Annotated in this window: 24 protein-coding genes and 1 riboswitch; of the genes, 1 reads left to right on the top strand and 23 read right to left on the bottom strand. The window is 55.4% G+C overall.

The window, feature by feature from the left end:
• Positions 1 to 59: 59 nt before the first annotated feature.
• Positions 60 to 193: riboswitch (FMN riboswitch) on the bottom strand.
• Positions 194 to 237: 44 nt separating this feature from the next.
• Together GC56T2_RS18155 and GC56T2_RS11200 are read right to left on the bottom strand one after the other, a co-directional pair.
• Positions 238 to 366, bottom strand: a complete 129-nt coding sequence (locus GC56T2_RS18155; RefSeq protein WP_255516077.1) for a hypothetical protein — start codon at positions 364 to 366, stop codon at positions 238 to 240.
• Complete coding sequence (locus GC56T2_RS11200) at positions 353 to 793, bottom strand: peptidylprolyl isomerase (protein ID WP_144975218.1); 441 nt, start codon at positions 791 to 793, stop codon at positions 353 to 355. Before GC56T2_RS11200 ends, GC56T2_RS18155 begins: the two co-directional genes overlap by 14 nt.
• A gap of 137 nt (positions 794 to 930) precedes the next feature.
• On the opposite strand from GC56T2_RS11200, the gene GC56T2_RS11205 reads away from it, so the two are divergent.
• On the top strand, positions 931 to 1821 hold the full coding sequence (locus tag GC56T2_RS11205) for a DUF1002 domain-containing protein (RefSeq protein WP_144975220.1): 891 nt from the start codon (positions 931 to 933) through the stop codon (positions 1819 to 1821).
• 67 nt (positions 1822 to 1888) lie between these two features.
• Here the strand turns inward: GC56T2_RS11205 and lysA are convergent, their stop codons facing one another.
• The 21 genes from lysA to GC56T2_RS11310 all read right to left on the bottom strand — a co-directional run bounded on the left by lysA (position 1889) and on the right by GC56T2_RS11310 (position 19441).
• The gene (gene lysA, locus GC56T2_RS11210; protein WP_144977286.1) at positions 1889 to 3208 is read right to left on the bottom strand and encodes a diaminopimelate decarboxylase; all 1320 of its coding nucleotides are present in this window, start codon (positions 3206 to 3208) and stop codon (positions 1889 to 1891) included.
• Positions 3209 to 3510: 302 nt separating this feature from the next.
• Positions 3511 to 4986 carry a spore germination protein gene (locus GC56T2_RS11215; RefSeq protein ID WP_144975222.1) on the bottom strand — a complete coding sequence of 492 codons (1476 nt, stop codon included), beginning with the start codon at positions 4984 to 4986 and terminating at the stop codon, positions 3511 to 3513.
• Positions 4937 to 5545, bottom strand: coding sequence for a stage V sporulation protein SpoVABEA (gene spoVAEA, locus GC56T2_RS11220; protein WP_144975224.1), 609 nt, complete (start codon positions 5543 to 5545; stop codon positions 4937 to 4939). The genes GC56T2_RS11215 and spoVAEA overlap by 50 nt, the downstream gene beginning before the upstream one ends.
• A 5-nt stretch (positions 5546 to 5550) precedes the next feature.
• Complete coding sequence (locus GC56T2_RS11225; RefSeq protein ID WP_144975226.1) at positions 5551 to 5901, bottom strand: SpoVA/SpoVAEb family sporulation membrane protein; 351 nt, start codon at positions 5899 to 5901, stop codon at positions 5551 to 5553.
• Position 5902: 1 nt separating this feature from the next.
• Complete coding sequence (spoVAD, locus tag GC56T2_RS11230) at positions 5903 to 6943, bottom strand: stage V sporulation protein AD (RefSeq protein WP_033023514.1); 1041 nt, start codon at positions 6941 to 6943, stop codon at positions 5903 to 5905.
• A 16-nt stretch (positions 6944 to 6959) separates the two neighbouring features.
• Positions 6960 to 7388 (bottom strand): SpoVA/SpoVAEb family sporulation membrane protein, encoded by a 429-nt coding sequence (locus tag GC56T2_RS11235; RefSeq protein WP_144975228.1) that lies wholly within the window; start codon positions 7386 to 7388, stop codon positions 6960 to 6962.
• Positions 7389 to 7405: 17 nt separating this feature from the next.
• On the bottom strand, positions 7406 to 7831 hold the full coding sequence (locus GC56T2_RS11240) for a stage V sporulation protein AB (protein WP_172706139.1): 426 nt from the start codon (positions 7829 to 7831) through the stop codon (positions 7406 to 7408).
• A complete protein-coding gene (locus GC56T2_RS11245; protein ID WP_144975232.1) occupies positions 7824 to 8447 on the bottom strand; it encodes a stage V sporulation protein AA in 624 nt (207 codons plus the stop codon). The genes GC56T2_RS11240 and GC56T2_RS11245 overlap by 8 nt, the downstream gene beginning before the upstream one ends.
• Before the next feature lie 139 nt (positions 8448 to 8586).
• Entirely contained in the window at positions 8587 to 9339 is a 753-nt protein-coding gene (gene sigF, locus GC56T2_RS11250; protein ID WP_144975234.1) for an RNA polymerase sporulation sigma factor SigF, read from the bottom strand.
• 13 nt (positions 9340 to 9352) lie between these two features.
• On the bottom strand, positions 9353 to 9793 hold the full coding sequence (spoIIAB, locus tag GC56T2_RS11255; RefSeq protein ID WP_144975235.1) for an anti-sigma F factor: 441 nt from the start codon (positions 9791 to 9793) through the stop codon (positions 9353 to 9355).
• Positions 9794 to 10144 carry an anti-sigma F factor antagonist gene (gene spoIIAA, locus GC56T2_RS11260; RefSeq protein WP_144975237.1) on the bottom strand — a complete coding sequence of 117 codons (351 nt, stop codon included), beginning with the start codon at positions 10142 to 10144 and terminating at the stop codon, positions 9794 to 9796.
• Between the two features lie 125 nt (positions 10145 to 10269).
• Positions 10270 to 11445, bottom strand: coding sequence for a D-alanyl-D-alanine carboxypeptidase family protein (locus GC56T2_RS11265; RefSeq protein WP_144975239.1), 1176 nt, complete (start codon positions 11443 to 11445; stop codon positions 10270 to 10272).
• 121 nt (positions 11446 to 11566) lie between these two features.
• Complete coding sequence (locus tag GC56T2_RS11270; protein WP_144975241.1) at positions 11567 to 12868, bottom strand: pyrimidine-nucleoside phosphorylase; 1302 nt, start codon at positions 12866 to 12868, stop codon at positions 11567 to 11569.
• A 15-nt stretch (positions 12869 to 12883) separates the two neighbouring features.
• Positions 12884 to 13705: a purine-nucleoside phosphorylase gene (locus GC56T2_RS11275; RefSeq protein ID WP_144975243.1), complete on the bottom strand. Its 822-nt coding sequence runs from the start codon at positions 13703 to 13705 to the stop codon at positions 12884 to 12886.
• A 45-nt stretch (positions 13706 to 13750) separates the two neighbouring features.
• Positions 13751 to 14944 carry a phosphopentomutase gene (gene deoB / locus GC56T2_RS11280; RefSeq protein ID WP_172706132.1) on the bottom strand — a complete coding sequence of 398 codons (1194 nt, stop codon included), beginning with the start codon at positions 14942 to 14944 and terminating at the stop codon, positions 13751 to 13753.
• 130 nt (positions 14945 to 15074) lie between these two features.
• Complete coding sequence (gene xerD / locus GC56T2_RS11285; protein ID WP_033023535.1) at positions 15075 to 15971, bottom strand: site-specific tyrosine recombinase XerD; 897 nt, start codon at positions 15969 to 15971, stop codon at positions 15075 to 15077.
• Between the two features lie 6 nt (positions 15972 to 15977).
• Entirely contained in the window at positions 15978 to 16190 is a 213-nt protein-coding gene (locus GC56T2_RS11290) for a YqzK family protein (RefSeq protein ID WP_144975247.1), read from the bottom strand.
• A 101-nt stretch (positions 16191 to 16291) separates the two neighbouring features.
• Positions 16292 to 16750, bottom strand: coding sequence for a ferric iron uptake transcriptional regulator (gene fur / locus GC56T2_RS11295; RefSeq protein ID WP_144975249.1), 459 nt, complete (start codon positions 16748 to 16750; stop codon positions 16292 to 16294).
• 97 nt (positions 16751 to 16847) lie between these two features.
• Positions 16848 to 17510 (bottom strand): stage II sporulation protein M, encoded by a 663-nt coding sequence (gene spoIIM / locus GC56T2_RS11300; protein ID WP_144975251.1) that lies wholly within the window; start codon positions 17508 to 17510, stop codon positions 16848 to 16850.
• A gap of 187 nt (positions 17511 to 17697) precedes the next feature.
• Complete coding sequence (locus tag GC56T2_RS11305; protein ID WP_144975253.1) at positions 17698 to 18888, bottom strand: endonuclease Q family protein; 1191 nt, start codon at positions 18886 to 18888, stop codon at positions 17698 to 17700.
• On the bottom strand, positions 18878 to 19441 hold the full coding sequence (locus GC56T2_RS11310) for an NUDIX domain-containing protein (RefSeq protein WP_144975255.1): 564 nt from the start codon (positions 19439 to 19441) through the stop codon (positions 18878 to 18880). The genes GC56T2_RS11305 and GC56T2_RS11310 overlap by 11 nt, the downstream gene beginning before the upstream one ends.
• Between the last annotated feature and the right edge of the window lie 64 nt (positions 19442 to 19505).

Consider the following 19505-nt stretch of genomic DNA (forward strand, 5'->3'; position numbering starts at 1 on the left):
GTTGGCCGCCGAGGGCTGCCCGTTTTCGGCACAGCGCCATCAGCCACCATGCGCACATCGCCATCCTTCTCCCATCCAGACTATACTGTCGGCTCCGGAATCGCACCGGATCGTGCCAATCAGGCTCGCGGGCTGAGAGGCGCGTCGCCTCATCACCGCCGGTCGGGAATTTCACCCTGCCCCGAAGGATGCATCACCATGCTGTTTTTATTATACCATGTCAGCTTCCAAGCGTCATCATTTGACAATCCAAATCCAATACGCCGCCCCCCATAACAGGCTGGCCGCTACCAATAGGAAAAACAGCCGCCAGTTGTTGCGCCTTGTCCGCTCATCGTCCCCCGTCGGCCGCTTATTGTTCGTCAAACACTTTCACTTCCTTCATCACATCGCCGTTTTTCATCGCCTTGACAACGTCCAGCCCAGACGTTACTTGGCCGAAGACGGTATGCATCCCATCGAGGTGCGGCTGCGGCTCATGAACGATGAAAAACTGGCAGCTGCCGGTGTCGCGGCCGCGGTGCGCCATCGAAATCGCCCCGGCGACATGGCGGTGCGGATTGTTTTCCGTCTCGCACGGAATCGTATAGCCGGCATCGCCCGTCCCGTTGCCGCGCGGGCAGCCCCCTTGGCTGACGAACCCGGGAATGACGCGGTGGAAGGTTAATCCGTCATAAAATCCTTCATTCGCTAATTTTTCAAAATTGGCCACCGTCACCGGCGCCTCATTCGGAAACAGTTCGAATTCAATTTTCCCGCCGTTTTCCATCAAAATATACCCTTTTTTCGCCATGATGCTTTCGCTCCTTTGCTTGTGCCTAAATCGCTTCTATCATACCATGGATGATTGGGGGAAAGAAAGTCAAAGACAAAAAGGGCGGGGATGCGGTATAATGATGGTGCATGTTCCATGAACAGGAGGCGAGCTAGGTGAAACGAATGATCGCTTCATCGCTGCTGGCGGTTATCATGCTGATGTTGCCGGCGATCGCCGCGGCCGATGCGGCACCGGGCGACGTCATTGTGACGCTCGGCGAAAATTTAACAAGCGACCAAAAGCAAAAAGTGCTTAAAGAAATGAAAGCGCCGGACGGGGCGCAAACGATCACCGTCTCGAACGCCGAAGAGCATAAATATTTGGGCGGGCTCATCCCGAAAGCCCAAATCGGAACGCGCGCCATTTCTTCGTCCATGATCACGATTCGCGAACCCGGCTCAGGGCTGCGTGTTGAAACCCACAACATCACATGGGTGACGAAAGAGATGTATACGAACGCCTTGATTACCGCCGGGGTGAAAGACGCCGACATTTACATCACCGCTCCGTTTCCCGTTTCCGGCACCGCGGCGCTGACCGGATTGATGAAGGCGTATGAAATTTCCTCGGACCAAGCCATCCCTGATGATGTCAAAAAAGTGGCGAACGAGGAAATGGTGCAAACGGCGAAGCTGGCTGATTCGATCGGTCCGGACAAGGCGGTCGCTTTGCTGGCAAAAATCAAAGAAGAAATGGCCGCCAATCCGCCGCAAACGGATGCCGATTTGCGGGCTCTGATCGAAAAAATCGCCGCTGACCTCGGCATTACGCTGAGCGAGAATGAAATCAACAGCCTTATGTCTCTCCTTCATAAAATGCAAAACGCCAATATCAACTGGGATCAAGTCAATGACCAGCTGAGCAAAGCGAAAGAACAGCTGTCGGCGTTTTTGCAGTCGGAAGAAGGAAAAACGTTCATTCAAAACGTGATCGACATCTTGAAAGAGATTTGGAACGCGATTAAATCGGCATTTTCCTCGAGCTCCAGCCAAGATCAGCAATGAAAATCGGCGCTCGCAAGGACAACGGGCGCCGATCGGTTGTCAAGGCCGCTTCCCAAACCAGCGGCCTTCACTTTTTCACTTTCGTTTTCCAAGGCAAATCATACTGAATCAAATCGTCATACGTCTCCCGCTTCACAACGAGCTGGGCATCGCCGTTTTCAACAAAGACGACAGCCGGGCGCGGCAGGCGATTGTAGTTGTTCGCCATCGAATAGCCGTACGCTCCCGTGCAAAAAACGGCTAAATAATCGCCCGGTTTCGCTTCCGGGAGCGCCAAATCCCAAATGAGCATATCGCCTGACTCGCAGCACTTTCCGGCAATGGATACGACTTCCGTCCGCTCTCCCCACATCCGGTTGGCGAGCATCGCTTCGTATTTCGCCCCATACAGCGCCGGGCGAATGTTGTCGCTCATGCCACCATCGACGGCCACGTACGTTCGGACGTTCGGCACGTCTTTGCGCGAACCGATCGTATAAATCGTCGTGCCGGCATCGCCGACAAGCGAGCGCCCCGGCTCAATCCAAATTTCCGGAAGCGGCAGCCCGTATTCGCGGACTTGTTTTTTCGCTTCCTCAACGATGCAATCGACGTACATCGCCACGGGAATCGGATCATCCTCTTCGGTATAGCGAATGCCAAATCCCCCGCCAAGGTTGACCACTTCCGGGATGAAACGGTGCTCGCGATTCCACTCGGCCAGCTTGGCAAACACTTTTTGCGTCGCGAGCACAAATCCGGCCGTTTCAAAAATTTGCGAGCCGATATGGCAATGGACGCCCAACAGCCGAAACGCCTTCGCCGACATCACGCGCTGAAACGCCTGATCAGCTTGTCCATTGTGCAAATCAAAACCAAACTTCGAGTCCTCTTGTCCTGTTAAAATATAGTCATGAGTATGCGCTTCAACTCCCGGCGTGACGCGCAGCAAAATCGGCACCGTTCGACCGGAGGCCCCTGCCAGCTCTTCGATCAACTCCAACTCGTAAAAATTGTCGACGACGATGCAGCCGATGCCGGATTCGAGCGCCATCGCCAACTCCTCCCGGCTTTTGTTATTGCCGTGAAAATGGATGCGCTCCGGCGGAAATCCGGCGACAAGCGCCGTATGCAATTCCCCGCCCGACACGACGTCAAGCGACAGCCCTTCCTCGGCGGCGAGCTGCACCATGGCGATGGAAGAAAACGCCTTGCTGGCGTAAGCGACCTGCGCCCGCACACCATGGCGGCGGAACGCTTCCTGAAACGCGCGCGCCCGGGCGCGGATCAAGGCAACGTCATAAATGTAAAGCGGCGTGCCGTACGTCTCAGCCAGTTCGACGACATCGACGCCGCCGATTTCCAAATGTCCTTTTTCATTGACGCGGCTTGTTCCATGCAAAAACACGACCATCCCTCATTCCTCATCAAAATGGCGCACGAAAAGCCAAAAGCCGTTGGCCGCCGACAGCGGCCCTGAAAAAACAAAACCGCAGAGCAACCGGCTCTGCCGCGCACTAGGCTGCGATTCGGACATGCCCGTTGGCGCGTTCGCACCAAAACGAACGTCCGCTTCACCGCTCGGAAAAGGCGGTAAATATCAAATATTACGTTATCATAATGACAAAAAAGTTGCAATAGCGCCAACAGCGAAAAAGCGGCCGCCCATCCATGCCATCGGGAGCGGCCGCCGGATAAAGGGGCGCGGGATCACGTCGGTTGTTTTTGCCGGTCCTGCGGATGGACGATGCTCGGACGCACTTTCGCCCCGGCGGCGGAACGGCGGACGATAATTTGCATAAACGCTGCCGGATCGAACGGAATGAACGGCCATAAATACGGGGTATTGAGCGAGCGAATGCTGACGAGCCAAAGCAAATAAACGGTCGTGCCGATGACGAGCCCCGGCACGTGAAACAGCGCGACCAAAATAACGAGAGCGAGCCGGGAAATTTTATTGGCGACACTCAATTCGTAGCTCGGCGTCGCAAAGGAGCCGATCGCGGCCACCGCGACATACAAAATGACTTCGGGCACAAACAGCCCGACATCGATAGCGATTTGCCCGATGAGGACGGCGGCGATTAAGCCCATGGCCGTTGAGAGCGGCGTCGGCGTGTGGATGGCGGCCATGCGCAGAAATTCAATCCCAAAATCGGCCAACAAAATTTGTACGACAATCGGGATGTTCGTTTGTTTGTTCGGGCCGATAAACGCCCACGGTTCCGGCAACAGCGACGGATCTAAAACGAACAGCACCCACAGCGGCAGCAGAAACAGCGACGACAAAATGCCTAAAAACCGCACCCAGCGGACAAACGTTCCGACCCCCGGCGACTGCCGATACTCCTCGGCATGCTGGACATGGTGGAAAAACGTCGTCGGCGTAATGATGACGCTTGGCGATGTGTCGACCATAATGAGCACATGCCCTTCAAGCAAATGCGTCGCCGCCACATCAGGCCGCTCCGTGTACCGGACGAGCGGATAGGGGTTGTAGCCTTGCTTGACTAAAAACTCTTCAACCGTTTTGTCGCCCATCGTCAAGCCATCGACCCGGATTTGTTGAAGCTCTTTTTTGACCAGCTCAACCAGCCCGGGGTCGGCGACATCTTGAATATAGGCGATGCATACGTCCGTTTTCGATCGCTCGCCGACTTGCAACATTTCAAAGCGCAGCCGCTCGTCGCGGATGCGTCGGCGGGTGAGCGCCGTATTGACGATAATGTTCTCGACATAGCCGTCGCGGGCGCCGCGCACCACTTTTTCCGTGTCCGGCTCCTGCGGCTGCCGGCCCGGATAGCTGCGGACGTCGACCGCAAATCCGGTTGATTCCCCTTCGACAAGGACGATGATCAGCCCGGAAAGCAGCTTATCGACGGCCTCATCGAGGCTCATCACCGGGCTCACTTGCTGATGGACAAGCCGATTTTCAATGATTTTCCACGCTTGCGATTCTTGCCGTTCATCATCGTTGACGCGCACGATTTGCTTCAATAATTCGATGATGTATTGCGTGTCACATAAACCGTTGCAGTAATAAATATGTACTTCCCGGTTTAAGACACGAATTTTTCGCACGCCTAAATCAAAGCTTGTGCCGACGCCGATTCGCTCCTGCAAAAACTTGGTGTTGTCAACGAGATTGCCCGCTATCGGCGTCTTCTTTTTTTCTTTTTCCGCCATGGCCACCACTCCTTTCGAGAATCAACTCAACCGCTTTGCGCGTAATGGGTGCCCCATGTTCGGCACGGTCGCGGCGCCCCATTTTTCCGATGTCGCCGATGCCGACAATCAGCGGGATGTTCAGCTGGTCAAGACAGTAGACGGTATCGCCGTTGATGCGGCCCACATCCAAATCGCGGATCCCTTCTTTATCGACCCCGTATTCGGTCATCACGCCGTCGCGGTCAATGCTCACATGCACCTTTGTCCATTCGTGCTGATGCGTATTGGACGCGACCGCCAGCGCGCCAAGCACCTCGATTTGCTCGTGCGTCGCCACATAGCGAAGCGCCTCTTCGCCCGCTCCCTCACCGATGGCACCACAGTCGTCAAACATCACAAACACCGGATCGTGGGGCGTCTGCAAAATCAGCTTGACGAGCTCCTCGCCGCTCAACTTGGTCGGATTGCCTCGCGAGCAGGAGATGCAGCGGCCGCCGACGTCGGCGGCGACCCGTTCGATCGCTCGGCAGGCGAATTCGTCTCCGTCCGTCACTAAAATGACCCGTCGTTTTTCCATCGTCTCTACCCTTTCGGTTTGCAAATAAGCGCAGCGGCAAACGAACCCGCCACCATAAAAGCGAGCAACGCGCCAGCGAAGCGGAACACGGCTCCCCCGGTCGCGACAAGTCCGCTTGGCTGCGGCCCGGCCATGACGCCTTTCGCGAAAACGTAGCCCAACCCGCTTAACGGCAACATCGCCCCCGCGCCGACCCAAGCGACCCATCGATCGTATACGCCGCCAAACCCGAGGATGACGCCGAGGACGACCAACAGGCTGGCCACCCCGGCCGGCGTCCATCGCCCGCGGTCGATCAGGAGCTGGGCGATGACGCATACAAGCCCGCCGGCCAAAAACGCGCGGACATATTCCATCTCACATTCCCCCCGATCGTGGCCCATCCGGCTCTTGCCCGGCCGCTTCGATGACGACGCCGTGAGCGATAGCCGGGATCGACTGTTTTTGCTGCACCATCGTTTGGCTCAACAGTGCCCCGGTCGCGACGACAAACAGACGGCGAAACGCGCCGCGGGCAAGTTCATGAAGCAAATAGCCGTACGTGACAACGGCCGAGCACGCACAGCCGCTGCCGCCGGCAAACACCTTTTGATCCGGCCGGTAGATCATCAGCCCGCAATCGTTGTACATCTCGCTGACGTCATAGCCCGCTTCGGCAAGCAGCTCCCGAACGATGACGCTGCCAACGCGCGACAAGTCGCCGGTGACAATCAAGTCGTAATCGCTTGGCGATGCGCCTAAGTCGCGGAAATGCTGCTCGATCGTATCGGCCGCAGCCGGAGCCATCGCCGCTCCCATATCGAGCGGATTGGTCAGCCCGGCATCGATCACTTTGCCGATCGTCGCCGCCCGGATGCGCCAGCGCCCCGGGGTGCGCCCGATGAGCGCCGCACCGGCGCCGGTGACCGTAAACGTCGCCGTTTTCGGCTTTTGCACTCCGAGTTCGGTCGGATAGCGAAACTGCCGTTCAGCCGTGGCGTTATGACTGCTTGTCGCCGTGAGCGCCCGATCGGCCAATCCGCCGGCAACCAACGCGGCGGCGGCGGCCAACGTCTGCATCGAAGTGGAGCAGGCGCCAAACAAACATAAAAACGGAATCGGCAGCTCGCGAGCGACATAGTTGGATGTAGCCTGTTGGTTCAACAAATCGCCGGCCAAAAACAGATCGACCTCTTCAGCGGAAACGCCCGCCTTTTGCAAGCAGCGGCCGACCGCCTCCCGCATCAGCCGCCGTTCGGCCAGCTCCCACGTCTTTTCCCCGCAATATAGGTCACGATAGCAAATATCAAAATACTTTCCGAGCGGCCCATCCGCTTCCAACGGCCCGACCGCCGCCGCGGCCGCTTGAATGTAGACTCCTTCATCAAACAACCACGTCTGTTTTCCGACGCGCTTCATGGCGATCCCCTCTTTCCTACGGCCAGAACAGACCGAGCACATAGGCGGCAATCACTCCGTAAATGATCGCCGCGCCCCCGGCTTTCAACATCTGCCCGCCCACCCCGGCCATCCACCCTTCGCTCCGGTGCTCGATGGCGGCGCTAGCCAGCGCATTGGCGAGCCCGGTAAGAAGCATCGTCGCCCCCGCGCCGGCGAATTGGCTAATGTCATCATATTTTCCGACAGCGGTCAGTCCGATCGCCAATCCAGCCATGACGATCGACGCCCATAAATGGGCCTCGAGCGCTGAAGCGGCAAACGTACCACCATACCAATCAGCCAGCCATTGCGCCAGCGCGCAAAGCGCCCCGCCGACAAGAAACGCTTTTCCCGCATTGGCCGCGTACGGGGGAGAAGGTTGGAACGCTTTGACTTCACGGAGATAATCGGTTCTCAATCCCACGTTTTCGTCCCCCTTTGTCAGCGAAAATGATCGACAAAATATAGCCAGTGAAACAAAGAGCCCACCACCTTGCCAAAGGCGATGGCCATCAATAAAGCGACGATTCTCTCATCGACCCCGATTCGTTTCGCTAAAATCGGCCAAACGTTCAGCACTTCGGTGAGCGCGGCGGCGAGCATTCCGACAAATATGCCGTGCAGAAGCCCAATCGGCGCCAGCCAATATTTGGACAAATGGAAGACCGAATGGCGAAGGCTCACCCAACCGCCGACGAGAGCGCCAAACACCGCGCCCCATTCATAAGCGTGAATGCGCTTCATCGTTTTCGTCAGCTGCGTCAGGCGCGGGATGACGCCAAGCACGACGAGAAACGCAACAAAGCCGGTTCCAACCGCCAGCCCCCCAGCGAAGCCGACGAACACTACCAGCAGCACGTCAAGCATCGTCAAGCGGTTTCAAACTTTCCTTGTTTTCATGCAAAATGACGTACTGATCGATCGACTGCTGGTAGTGGAACATTTCGACTTCCAGAGGGCTGGGCTCCTCGTTGATGCGTTTGCGGAACCAATGGTTAAAAAACAAAATCATCCCGATGCCAAGCCCTAGCGAATACGGAATTTGCAAAAGAAGCGGCTTATCCACCGTCTGACCGGTGATCATTTCATACAAATGGCGTTGGACTTGTTGCATGCTCACATCTTCGTGGAAATTCATAATCGCCATCGCCGAACCAACGAACAAAAGAAGCCAAACGAGCAGGAAAACGACGAGCGGAACTTTTCGCTTTTCATACACGACTTCGACGATCGTCTGCGATGGGCCAACCATCTGCACATCGAGCGATTCATCGACATCGAGCACGGCCTTGACCATTTGCATCATGTCGATAATGACGATCGTTTTATCGCTTGGCTGCACCCGGTAGAGCGGGACCGCCCGCAGCCGCTCGACGAGTTCGCCATCCGCCGCAGCGATTTGCGCCGCTTGTCCGAGCGTGACCGCCGCCCCCGGCTCGACTTGCACGCGATGGCGCGGCTTAATAAATACGGTGTTGGCCATTTGCTTCACACCTTTGTCTTTTTTTCATTAGTTTGGTGGACAGTCAAGCCGATCATGCGGCTCGGCCGCATTCGCCATCGATTTCATAAAAATAGAAAAGAATGGGCAGCGAAGGCCCATTCTTTCATCAAGCAGGTTTCTAGCCATCCATTTTCTCTTTGATGTGCTGTAAGATTTTTTTCTCCAGCCGGGATACTTGCACTTGAGAGATGCCGAGTCTTGCTGCCACTTCGGACTGGGTTTGATCTTTGTAGTAGCGCAAATAGACAATGAGCCGCTCGCGCTCATCAAGCTCTTCGATCGCTTTTTTCAAAGCGATTTTGTCAAACCATGACGCCTCGTCATCGTTGGCGATTTGATCGAGCAGCGTGATCGGATCGCCGTCGTTTTCGTACACCGTTTCGTGAATCGACGTCGGCGTGCGGACGGCCTCTTGAGCGAGGACAACCTCTTCTTTGGCAATGCCCAAATGATCGGCGATTTCGGTGACCGTCGGCGCCCGTCCGCGCGCTTTTGACAGCTCGTCTTTGGCCTTGCGGATTTTATTGCCCATCTCTTTCAGTGAGCGGCTCACTTTGACGGTGCCGTCATCGCGAAGAAAGCGCTGAATCTCCCCGATGATCATCGGCACGGCGTACGTCGAAAACTTGACGTCGTACGACAAATCAAATTTATCGACCGATTTTAACAAGCCGATGCAGCCGATTTGGAACAAGTCGTCGGCCTCATAGCCGCGATTTAAAAAACGTTGGACGACCGACCAGACGAGGCGCATGTTTTTTTCAATAATTTCATCGCGCGCTTCTTGATCGCCTTCTTGGCTGCGGCGGATCAGCTCCTTCATCTCCTGGTCTTTGATTGGCGACTGATCTTGCTTGACATCGACATCCATAGGCATGTCTCCCTCAGTTACATAGCGCTTTGCTTTTGGCAATATGCTTTTTCAAATACACGGTCGTCCCTTTGTTCACTTCCGATTCAATGATGACTTCGTCCATGAAGTTCTCCATAATGGTAAATCCCATTCCCGAACGCTCTAGTTCCGGTTTGGTCGTAAACAGCGGCTGGCGCGCCTCATCAATATTGGCGATGCCGACCCCTTCGTCCCTCACGGTCAAATGGACGATGCCGTCTTCAATGATGACGGAAATAGAGACAATGCCGTTCGGGTCGTTGTTATAGCCATGGATAATGGCGTTGGTGACCGCCTCTGAGACGACCGTTTTGATTTCCGTTAACTCGTCCATCGTTGGATCGAGCTGGGCGACGAACGCCGCCACCGTCACCCGAGCAAACGATTCGTTTTCGCTGCGCGCGGAAAATTGGAGGTGCATTTCGTTGCGCATTTACGCCACCCCCAATGCCTGCAAAGCAAATTGCTCATCCGCTTCCAAGCGAATAATTTTAAATAGTCCCGACATATCAAACAGGCGCTTGACGGCCGGCGACACCGCGCAGACGACCATCTGACCGCCCATGTTTTTGATCTGTTTGTAGCGTCCTAAAATGACGCCAAGACCTGAGCTGTCCATAAATGTCAACTGACCTAAATTGAGCACGATATGGCGGATGCCCCGGTTTTCGAGCACATCCGTCACTTGTTCGCGCAACGCTTCGGCCGTATGATGGTCGAGCTCCCCGGACAGGCGAACGATCAGCACGTCTTGTTTCACTTCTAAGTCAATCGCGAGACTCACAGCGTCTTCCTCCTTGTCCATTTCAGGATACGGAGAAGTTTCGCTGCCCGCGCTCGGAAATCCTGCCGCCCGACAAAACTAGTACCCGTTCGCCAAAGAGAGCGAAAAGGCGGCAAAACTTGACATCATCCCGCCTGCACGAAACGACTAAACACCCGCTTAAACAAGTCCCAAAAGCTCGCTTCTTCGACCGTTTGCTTGGCGACAAGCGGGCTGCGCACGATCTCTTTTCCATCCTCTTTCAAAATCAAAACGCCAAGCTCATCGCCTTTGCGAATCGGGGCTTGTACCCGTTCTTTCACCTTGACGATTTTTTCAATCTGCTCGACGGACTGCCCCTTTTTCGTCAGCACCGACACCGGCTCCGATGTCACCGCCGCCACCGATGTTTGCTTGCCTTTGCTCACTTCCACGCGAGCGACCGTTTGATTCCGTTCGTATACCGGGTGGGTCTGATATTGTTGAAACGCATAGTCGAGCATTTTCGTAATTTGCGCATTGCGCGCTTTCGGCGTCGGCGCCCCAAAAATGACGGCAATGACACGCATGCCATTCTTTTTCGCTGTCGCGGTCAAACAATAACCCGCCTCGCTCGTAAAGCCGGTTTTCAGCCCGTCAACACCGGGATAAAACTTGACAAGCCGGTTGGTGTTCACAAGCCAAAACTTTTTATCCGTCTGTTCGCGCAAATAGTCTTCGTATTTGCTCGTATATTTCGTAATATCTTCATACTTCAACAATTCGCGCGCCATCATGGCCATATCATAAGCGCTGCTGTAGTGATGTTCCGCCGGCAAACCGGTCGCGTTGACAAAATGAGTGTCGTTTAAGCCTAGCCGCTTTGCCTTTTCGTTCATCATTTCGACAAACGCCTCTTCTGACCCGGCAATCCGTTCGGCTAGGGCGACCGAAGCATCGTTCGCCGAGCCGATGGCGATGCCGCGCAGCAGCTCGTCAACCGTCATTTCCTCACCAGGTTCAAGGAAAATTTGCGAGCCGCCCATGGAAGCGGCGTATTCGCTCGCCCGTACTTTCTCATCGTAGGAGAGCTTTCCTTCGTCGATCGCCTCCATGATCAGCAACATCGTCATAATTTTTGTCATGCTCGCCGGTGGCAGTTTTTCATGAGCATTTTTCTCGTACAACACTTTTCCTGTATCGCGTTCGATCAAAATCGCTGATTTCGCCTCAGCGGCTAGTTCGACCTTCGCTCCCTTCGCCTCTTTTTCCTCGGCGTGCACGGAAAGGGGAAGGAACAGAAGAAGCGGCAATAAAAGCAGACGAATGACTGTCGTTTTCATCTCCCAAACCTCCATTCTTTATACATGCCATTTTTTCCAACAGAGATATTTTTATACAAACGAACCAAAAATAAAAAACGCCCGAAACCAACTGTTTCGAGCGTTTTCTAACAGCTTCGCCTCAGCCGATCGTCTCGTAAATGAGCGGCGGCGGAGCGGCCGGCTGCGGCGAAATCCGAATGGCCGCGGCCAGTTTTTCTTCCACGTCGCGCACATCGGCGCGGTTGCTGTGAATCGTGGCGAGCGCTTCCCCTTTTTGCACACGGTCGCCGACCTTTTTATGAAGCACGATGCCGACCGCCAAATCGATGGCGTCTTCCTTTGTCGCCCGCCCGGCGCCAAGCCACATGGCGGCCGTGCCGACTTCATCGGCAACGATCTCGGCCACATAACCGTCCTCGCCAGCGGCAACGGGGATCGTATGCGCGGCGCGCGGCAATTTGTCCGGGTCGTCAACAACCGACGGATCGCCGCCTTGGGCCGCCAAAAACGTTTTCATTTTTGCGGCTGCCTTTCCGCTGCAAAGCGCTTCCTCCAGCAGACGGCGCGCTTCGGCAAGCGACGGCGCTTTTTCGGCCAAGTACACCATATGGCTGCCAAGCGTCAAACAAAGTTCCGTTAAATCGCGCGGCCCGTTTCCTTGCAAAGTAGCGATCGCCTCTTTCACTTCCAAGGCGTTACCGACCGCGTAACCGAGCGGCTGGCTCATATCGGAAATGACTGCCATCGTCCGGCGGCCGACGCGCTTGCCGATCTCGACCATCGCCCGAGCAAGCTGGCGGGCGCCATCGAGATCCTTCATAAACGCTCCGGCCCCTGTTTTGACGTCTAAGACGATCGCGTCAGCCCCGGCGGCGATTTTTTTGCTCATGATCGAGGAAGCGATCAGCGGAATGCTGTTGACGGTGGCGGTCACGTCGCGGAGCGCGTACAATTTTTTATCCGCCGGCGTCAAGTCGCCCGTTTGGCCGATAATGGCGATCTGATTCTCATTGACGAGCCGGAGAAATTCGTCTTTGCTGATTTCGACATGAAATCCAGGCACGGACTCGAGCTTGTCGATCGTCCCGCCCGTATGGCCGAGACCGCGCCCGGACATTTTCGCCACCGGCACGCCGACGGATGCGACAAGCGGGCCTAACACGAGCGTTGTCGTATCGCCAACGCCGCCTGTGGAATGCTTATCGACTTTCACGCCGCGAATGCCTGACAGATCGATGACCTCGCCGGAGTGCACGATCGCCATCGTCAACGCCGCTGTCTCTTCGGCGGTCATGCCGCGAAAATAAATGGCCATCGCCAACGCGCTCATTTGATAATCGGGAATGTCTCCGTTCGTATAACCGCGGATGATCCACTCCAGCTCTTCCGTCGTCAGCGCCTTTCCATCGCGCTTTTTGGCAATCAAATCGACCATTCTCATCCCGATCACCTCTCGTTATTTCGCCAGTTCGGCGACAATCGTTTTCACGAGCCGCAAAAAGTCGGCTTTCACCCGCTCTGCTGTTTCGACGACTTCGTCATGATGGAGAGGAGCATCAGTCATGCCAGCCGCTAAGTTGGAAATGCATGAAATGCCGAGCACCTCCATGCCGGCATGGCGGGCAACGATTACTTCCGGAACGGTTGACATGCCGACCGCATCACCGCCAAGCGCCCGGATCATGCGAATTTCCGCCGGCGTTTCGTACGATGGACCGGTGTTGGCGACATACACCCCTTCGTGCAGGCGAATGCCGAGCCTTGCCGCCGCGTCTTTGGCGAGCTGGCGCAGGCGCCGGCTGTATGCTTCGGTCATGTCTGGAAAGCGCGGACCAAGCTCCGGGTCGTTTGGGCCGATGAGCGGATTCGTGCCAAGCAAATTGATATGGTCGGAAATGATCATCAAATCGCCGGGGTGGAATCGTTCATTGACGCCGCCGGCGGCGTTTGTCACGATCAATTCGCGGACGCCGAGCGCCTTCATCACCCGGACGGGGAACGTCACTTCGCGAAGCGAGTATCCTTCATAATAATGAAACCGTCCCTGCATGGCGACAACGGTCGCCCCTTCAAGCCGGCCGTACACGAGCCGGCCGGCGTGCCCCTCAACCGTCGATACCGGAAAGCCGGGAATCTCCTCATACGGAATGCGAACCGCCTCTTCGATTTCATCGGCGAGCACGCCAAGCCCCGAACCGAGAATCAAACCGATCGCCGGCGGTGCCGGCATGCGCTGCCGCAACACATCCGCTGCTTTTTCAATCGCTTGTCGATCCATCTGTCTTTCCCCCTTGCCTTCTATTCTAATCCGGAACATGGCCGGCTACGCTGGCGAAAGTTCCGACAAAAAGCTTGTTCCATAAGGCGGCATAGCAACGTGGAAGTTAGCGGCGATCGTCGCCCCGACATCGGCGAACGTCTCGCGGATCGGGAGCGGCTTTCCGCCTTGAAAACGCGGACTGTACACCAACAGCGGCACGTATTCGCGCGTATGGTCCGTTCCGTGGTGCACCGGATCGTTGCCGTGATCGGCTGTGATGATGAGCAAGTCATCCGCCGTCAGCCGCGGCAGCACATCGTTAAGCCGGGCGTCGAACTCTTCGAGCGCATCGCCGTATCCTTGTGGATCGCGGCGATGGCCGTACTTGGCGTCAAAATCGACGAGATTGACGAAACTCAACCCGGTAAAGTCCATGCCGAGCGTGTCCACAAGCTTATCCATGCCGTCCATATTCGATGCGGTCCGCAACGACTGCGTCACTCCTTCATTGTCGTAAATATCGGCGATCTTCCCGATGGCAATGACATCATACCCCGCGTCTTTCAGCTCATTCATCACCGTGCGGCCGAACGGTTTGAGCGCATAGTCGTGTCGATTGGCCGTTCGCTCAAAACGGCCCGGCGTCCCGATGAACGGCCGGGCGATGACGCGCCCAACCATGTACGGCTCATCGCGCGTCAGCTCGCGGGCGATTTCGCAAACGCGGTACAATTCTTCAAGCGGCACGACTTGTTCGTGGGCGGCGATTTGCAAAACGGAGTCGGCTGATGTATAGACGATGAGCGCCCCTGTTTTCATATGCTCCTCACCGAGTTCTTCGATGATCGCCGTTCCGCTCGCCGGCTTGTTGCCGATCACCTTCCGCCCGGTGCGCCGCTCAAGCTCGGCGATCAATTCATCCGGAAATCCGTTCGGAAACACGCGAAACGGCTTGTCAATGCGAAGCCCCATCAGCTCCCAATGGCCGGTCATCGTATCTTTGCCGGCCGACGCTTCTTTCATTTTCGTATAGTAAGCCAGCGGCTGATCGACTTTCGGCACCCCTTTGATCTCACGAATATGGCTTAAGCCGAGTTTCGCCATATTCGGCAAATGAAGACCGCCGCGATGCTCGGCGATATGGCCGAGCGTGTCCGCCCCTTTGTCGTTGTATTTCTCGGCATCCGGCGCCTCGCCGATGCCGACCGAATCCATGACAATCAAAAAGACGCGCCGGTACATTGCTTTCACATGCATCCCTCCCGCCTACGATGAAAATTCGGTCTCTTCCTATCGTTCCCATCTTTTCAGCAAAACACGCCTTTGTTACATTGGTCAGAAGTCTGACAACCGCATCGACGAGCAAGCGCCCAGCCGGCTGCATCCGCTAGGCGCGCGGGTGATACTGCTTGTATACGTCTTTCAAACGCGTTTTCGTCACGTGCGTATACATTTGCGTTGTCGAAATATCAGCATGGCCGAGCAGCTCTTGGACAGCGCGCAAATCGGCCCCGTTTTCAAGCAGATGCGTCGCAAACGAATGGCGAAGCGTATGCGGCGTCAATTCTTTTTCAATGCCGGCTTCTTTCGCGAGGCGCTTTAAAATTTTCCAAAACCCTTGCCGCGTCAAGCGTTGACCGTAATGATTCAAAAACAGCGCCTCCGTTGCCCGTCGGCGCGGATTGACCAACTGCGGGCGCCCTCGCTCCAAATAGTGGGTAAGCGCTTCAATCGCCATGCGCCCGATCGGAACGATCCGCTCTTTCCGCCCTTTTCCATAACAGCGGACAAACCCCATCGTCAAATGGACGTCGCCGAGGTTGAGCTGCACCAACTCGCTGACGCGCATGCCGGTCGCATACAACAGCTCGAGCATCGCCTTGTCGCGCAGCCCAAACGGCGTATCGGTTTGCGGCGCGGCCAGCAGGGCTTCCACTTCCTCGACCGACAGCACTTTCGGCAGCGTCCGTTCAAACTGCGGCGTTTCAATATGGACGGTCGGGTCTTGCGCCGCGATTTTCTCCCTTAGCAAAAACTGATGGAACGAACGGATCGACGCCAGATGGCGGGCGATCGTCCTTGCCGATTGCCCTTGTTCGCTTAAAAACTTTAAAAAATGGAGAATATGAAGGCGCTCGACTTCGCCCCACGCCTGAAGCTGCTCCACCTGCCGCAAATAACGCGCGTATTTTTTCAAATCCCTCTCGTATGAAACGATCGTATTGTGCGCCAAATTCCGCTCCACCATCAAATAGTGCAAAAAATCGCTCAGTTCGTGTTCCAACGCTCTCTACTCCCCATCGCGGTAAAAAAATAACAGCCGGTCAAGCCAGGTCGGGGGCGCCTGTTCGACCGCCGACACCTTGACCGCCGACCCCTCGGGCTCATCGTACCGATGATAGTATTCATATTCACGGTGAAACCATACAAGACTATAATAAAATAAAATGGTGCATCCCGTAAACAAAAGAAACACTTTCACCATTTGCCAAACGGTTTTCATGGCATCCTCCTTACTGGCAGCTTGGCCATTTGTTAGTATGAGGATATGCCATTGACTTCCTTATTTATACGCAAAAAACCTTTCCCATCGGAAAAGGTTTTTTATTTTTCTTCTTCCTGATGTTTTTGTTGGCAGCGGTGGCAAATGCCATGAAACGTCAAGCGGTGATCTTTAATTTTGAACTTCCACTCCCTCTCGACGATGGCTTCGACGTCCTCAAGCAAATCTTCCTGAATTTCCGCCACCGACCCGCACTCAAGGCAAATGAGATGGTGATGGAAATGGGCCGCTCCTTCTTTGCGGAGGTCGTAGCGCGACACCCCATCCCCGAAGTTGATTTTGTCGACAATTTTCAGCTCGGTCAACAGTTCCAGCGTCCGATAAACCGTCGCCAGTCCGATTTCCGGGGATTTTTCTTTTACGAGGAGGTAGACGTCTTCAGCGCTTAAATGGTCTTCTTCATGTTCGAGCAGGACTCTTACCGTCGCTTCCCGCTGCGGTGTCAGCTTATAGCCGGCCGAATGCAGCTGCTTTTTAATTCGTTCCACGCGTTCTTCCATCATTTCATTCCTCCCTCGCCATTCACCCTCCATTATAGCAGAGATGCGAGGAAAGGGGCAAAGTAAAATCACTATTACAAGAGAATAATAACCATTATTATATAATAATTAGTATTATATTTACCACCCATTTGACCGCCTGCTTCATCAGTAAAGGCGAAACATACGCCTCGATCGTCGAAGAAATGAGCAGCCCGACAGCGGTCAGCGCCATCGCCGCCGCGTAGCGCATCACAAGCGGAAAGACCGGTCCATGCGGACGTTTCATAAACTGATGGCGCACCATTTGCAAAGAAAAGGAGATGGAAACTACCCCCATGACGATCATCAGCGGAATGACGACAACATTTTGCGGCATGACGGAAACAAACGACAACAAAAAACCTTTCCAGCTCATTTGGCTCACTAAAAACCCGACGGTAAAGCCAACGACGACTCCTTTTAAAAACAGCAGGACGAAAATAATAGGCAAACCAATGACGGAAATGCCGAGCACCCACATCAAGGCGATGTATTTGACGTTATGCATATAGCTTTGGCGGAATATGTCGTGAGCGCTCGCCAAATTGTCTTTCGATACTTGTCCAAAAAATTGCGTCAAATAATAGTACAAGTCTTGTTTTTGGCTGAAACTGAGGCTGTTGACGACAATGGCGCCAAAAATGACGCCCATTAAAAATAGGACGATCACAAATACGTACAGCGAAGCGTGTTCGCGCAAATGAACAGCGGCAGCCGATTTCAGCGGATGGGTTCTCATCGTGCTTCGTCCTCCTACTTTGTCTCTTAGTAGATTGTATGTCCATCCGCCTTGGATATGACTGTTTTTCGAAAAAGCGGGACCGCCGCCGCGCCGGACATCCCGCTTTCCATCCCCATCGCTCCGCCTGCGCTCGGCAAACGGCCGCACGTTTGCCTACCTTTCGCCGCCAACGCTTTCTTCGCGCTCAGCTCTCCTGCACTTTTCCATATTTTCCGCCGCCACCGGCTTCGATGGCGAGCGCCCCGCTGCGGGCGAGCACGATCAGCCGGGCGAGCTTTTCCCCGACCGTCTCGGCCAGCGCTTCTTCCGCCGCCTCATGCAGCACGCTCATTTCGGTGCCAAAGCGGGCGAGCAACTTTTCATACGCCTTCGGGCCAAGACCGGGGATGAATTCAAGCGGCACTTGATAAATATACGGCGGCCGCTTCGGTCCGTGCTCCGCCGTTTTCAACTCCGCAAGCCGGTCGAATACCCCCTTAACAAAGCGGTGGTGGCCGCACGCCGGACAGCGCTCAGCCTCAGGCGAGACCGGCGCAAGGCAGCGTTCGCACACCGTTCGGTGATATTTACCAAGCTTTGGATTCAAGCCGTAATTGGCGATGATCGTACGCCCGTCTTCACCGCGGAGCGCTTTTTCCAACTCCGCAAACGTCGGGGCGGCGAGCCGCACTTGCTCATATTCGCGGGCGATTTTTCGCAATGAATGGGCATCAGAGTTCGTCAAATACGGATAACGGTGCAATTCGGCGATTTGGTCTGCCATCGCCGTATCGGCGCTTAACCCAAGCTCAATGGCATCGATCCGATCCGGGTCAAACACTTCTGTCAAGCTGTGTTGGACCCCTTTTCCGTACAAGCTTTTAAACGGGGTGAACGCGTGCGCGGGAATGAACCAGCCGCCGTGCTCTTTCGCGGCAGCTTGCAGCTCGCGGCCGGAGGCGTAAATGCGCTGCGAACTGAGCGATATGTTCTTCACCCGTTGGCCAAGCCAGCGGGAAAACGTGCGCATCGCCTGAACGGTCGGCAAAAAAACGAGGACGTGGATCGGTCCATGGCAATGGCCGTCATATACTTCGATTTCGCTGCCCAACAAAAGCGTCACCTTTCCGGCGCTGACGCCGCCTTCCTCATGTTCGCGCCACCCGTGCTTCTCCATCGCCTGCTCCAGCTCGTCCAGCACGTCGGGCACATGGCTGTCAATGACGCCGATGATGTCGATTCCTTTCACCTCAGCCGCCTCATGCAAGATGTTGGCCAACGTCAACGTCCGCGCCCCCGTAATTTTCACCGGGCGGCCGGAAGCGGTGCGGCCGATGTGGATATGTAAATCCGCGTAATAGCGGCCGAGGCCGCCCTCGTTTTTGTTATGCGCCATTTTGCTCCCCTAGCGCGCGGCGCAGCTGCAAATATTGCAAGGCGTACGCCGTTTTCGCATCGTAAATGTCGCGTCGTTCAAGCATCGCAAGCGCCTCCTCCAATGTCACTTCTAGCAGTTCGACGAACTCATCTTCATCCAACCCGGCGCCATCTTCGACTTTTTCGAGCCCTTCCGCAACGTACAAATGGATGAGCTCATCGGCAAAACCGGGCGACGTATAAAACGAAATGAGATGGCGCAGCGAACGGGCCCGGTAGCCGGTTTCTTCTTCAAGCTCGCGTCGTGCGGAAGCGAGCGGCTCTTCCCCATGTTCTAGCTTGCCCGCCGGAATCTCGACCAATGCGCGCTCGAGCGCTTTTCGGTACTGGCGGACAAGAACGATGTTCCCGTTCGGCAACAGCGGCAGCACCGCCACCGCCCCCGGGTGTTTGATCACCTCGCGCCGGCTCATTTTCCCGTTTGGCAGCTCGACTTCCTCGATATACAAGTCAATGATGCGGCCGCTGAACAGTTTCTCTTTGCGGACCGTTTTTTCATACAACTTTTCCATCTCTTCATTCTCCCCTATCGATTGGTGGACTCTTTTCCATTGTACTACAAAGTTGGCCATTTTT

Origin of the sequence: Geobacillus sp. C56-T2 (assembly GCF_007829715.1) — a bacterium.
GTDB lineage: Bacteria > Bacillota > Bacilli > Bacillales > Anoxybacillaceae > Geobacillus > Geobacillus icigianus.

Bases quoted from the DNA above. Each gene is read 5' to 3' on its own strand.
- GC56T2_RS11200 (WP_144975218.1), bottom strand. From the start codon at position 793: ATGGCGAAAAAAGGGTATATTTTGATGGAAAACGGCGGGAAAATTGAA.
- GC56T2_RS11215 (WP_144975222.1), bottom strand. From the start codon at position 4,986: ATGGCGGAAAAAGAAAAAAAGAAGACGCCGATAGCGGGCAATCTCGTT.
- spoVAEA (WP_144975224.1), bottom strand. From the start codon at position 5,545: ATGGAAAAACGACGGGTCATTTTAGTGACGGACGGAGACGAATTCGCC.
- GC56T2_RS11225 (WP_144975226.1), bottom strand. From the start codon at position 5,901: ATGGAATATGTCCGCGCGTTTTTGGCCGGCGGGCTTGTATGCGTCATC.
- spoVAD (WP_033023514.1), bottom strand. From the start codon at position 6,943: ATGAAGCGCGTCGGAAAACAGACGTGGTTGTTTGATGAAGGAGTCTAC.
- GC56T2_RS11240 (WP_172706139.1), bottom strand. From the start codon at position 7,831: ATGCTTGACGTGCTGCTGGTAGTGTTCGTCGGCTTCGCTGGGGGGCTG.
- GC56T2_RS11245 (WP_144975232.1), bottom strand. From the start codon at position 8,447: ATGGCCAACACCGTATTTATTAAGCCGCGCCATCGCGTGCAAGTCGAG.
- sigF (WP_144975234.1), bottom strand. From the start codon at position 9,339: ATGGATGTCGATGTCAAGCAAGATCAGTCGCCAATCAAAGACCAGGAG.
- spoIIAB (WP_144975235.1), bottom strand. From the start codon at position 9,793: ATGCGCAACGAAATGCACCTCCAATTTTCCGCGCGCAGCGAAAACGAA.
- GC56T2_RS11265 (WP_144975239.1), bottom strand. From the start codon at position 11,445: ATGAAAACGACAGTCATTCGTCTGCTTTTATTGCCGCTTCTTCTGTTC.
- GC56T2_RS11270 (WP_144975241.1), bottom strand. From the start codon at position 12,868: ATGAGAATGGTCGATTTGATTGCCAAAAAGCGCGATGGAAAGGCGCTG.
- GC56T2_RS11275 (WP_144975243.1), bottom strand. From the start codon at position 13,705: ATGGATCGACAAGCGATTGAAAAAGCAGCGGATGTGTTGCGGCAGCGC.
- deoB (WP_172706132.1), bottom strand. From the start codon at position 14,944: ATGCATGTGAAAGCAATGTACCGGCGCGTCTTTTTGATTGTCATGGAT.
- GC56T2_RS11290 (WP_144975247.1), bottom strand. From the start codon at position 16,190: ATGAAAACCGTTTGGCAAATGGTGAAAGTGTTTCTTTTGTTTACGGGA.
- fur (WP_144975249.1), bottom strand. From the start codon at position 16,750: ATGGAAGAACGCGTGGAACGAATTAAAAAGCAGCTGCATTCGGCCGGC.
- spoIIM (WP_144975251.1), bottom strand. From the start codon at position 17,510: ATGAGAACCCATCCGCTGAAATCGGCTGCCGCTGTTCATTTGCGCGAA.
- GC56T2_RS11305 (WP_144975253.1), bottom strand. From the start codon at position 18,888: ATGGCGCATAACAAAAACGAGGGCGGCCTCGGCCGCTATTACGCGGAT.
- GC56T2_RS11310 (WP_144975255.1), bottom strand. From the start codon at position 19,441: ATGGAAAAGTTGTATGAAAAAACGGTCCGCAAAGAGAAACTGTTCAGC.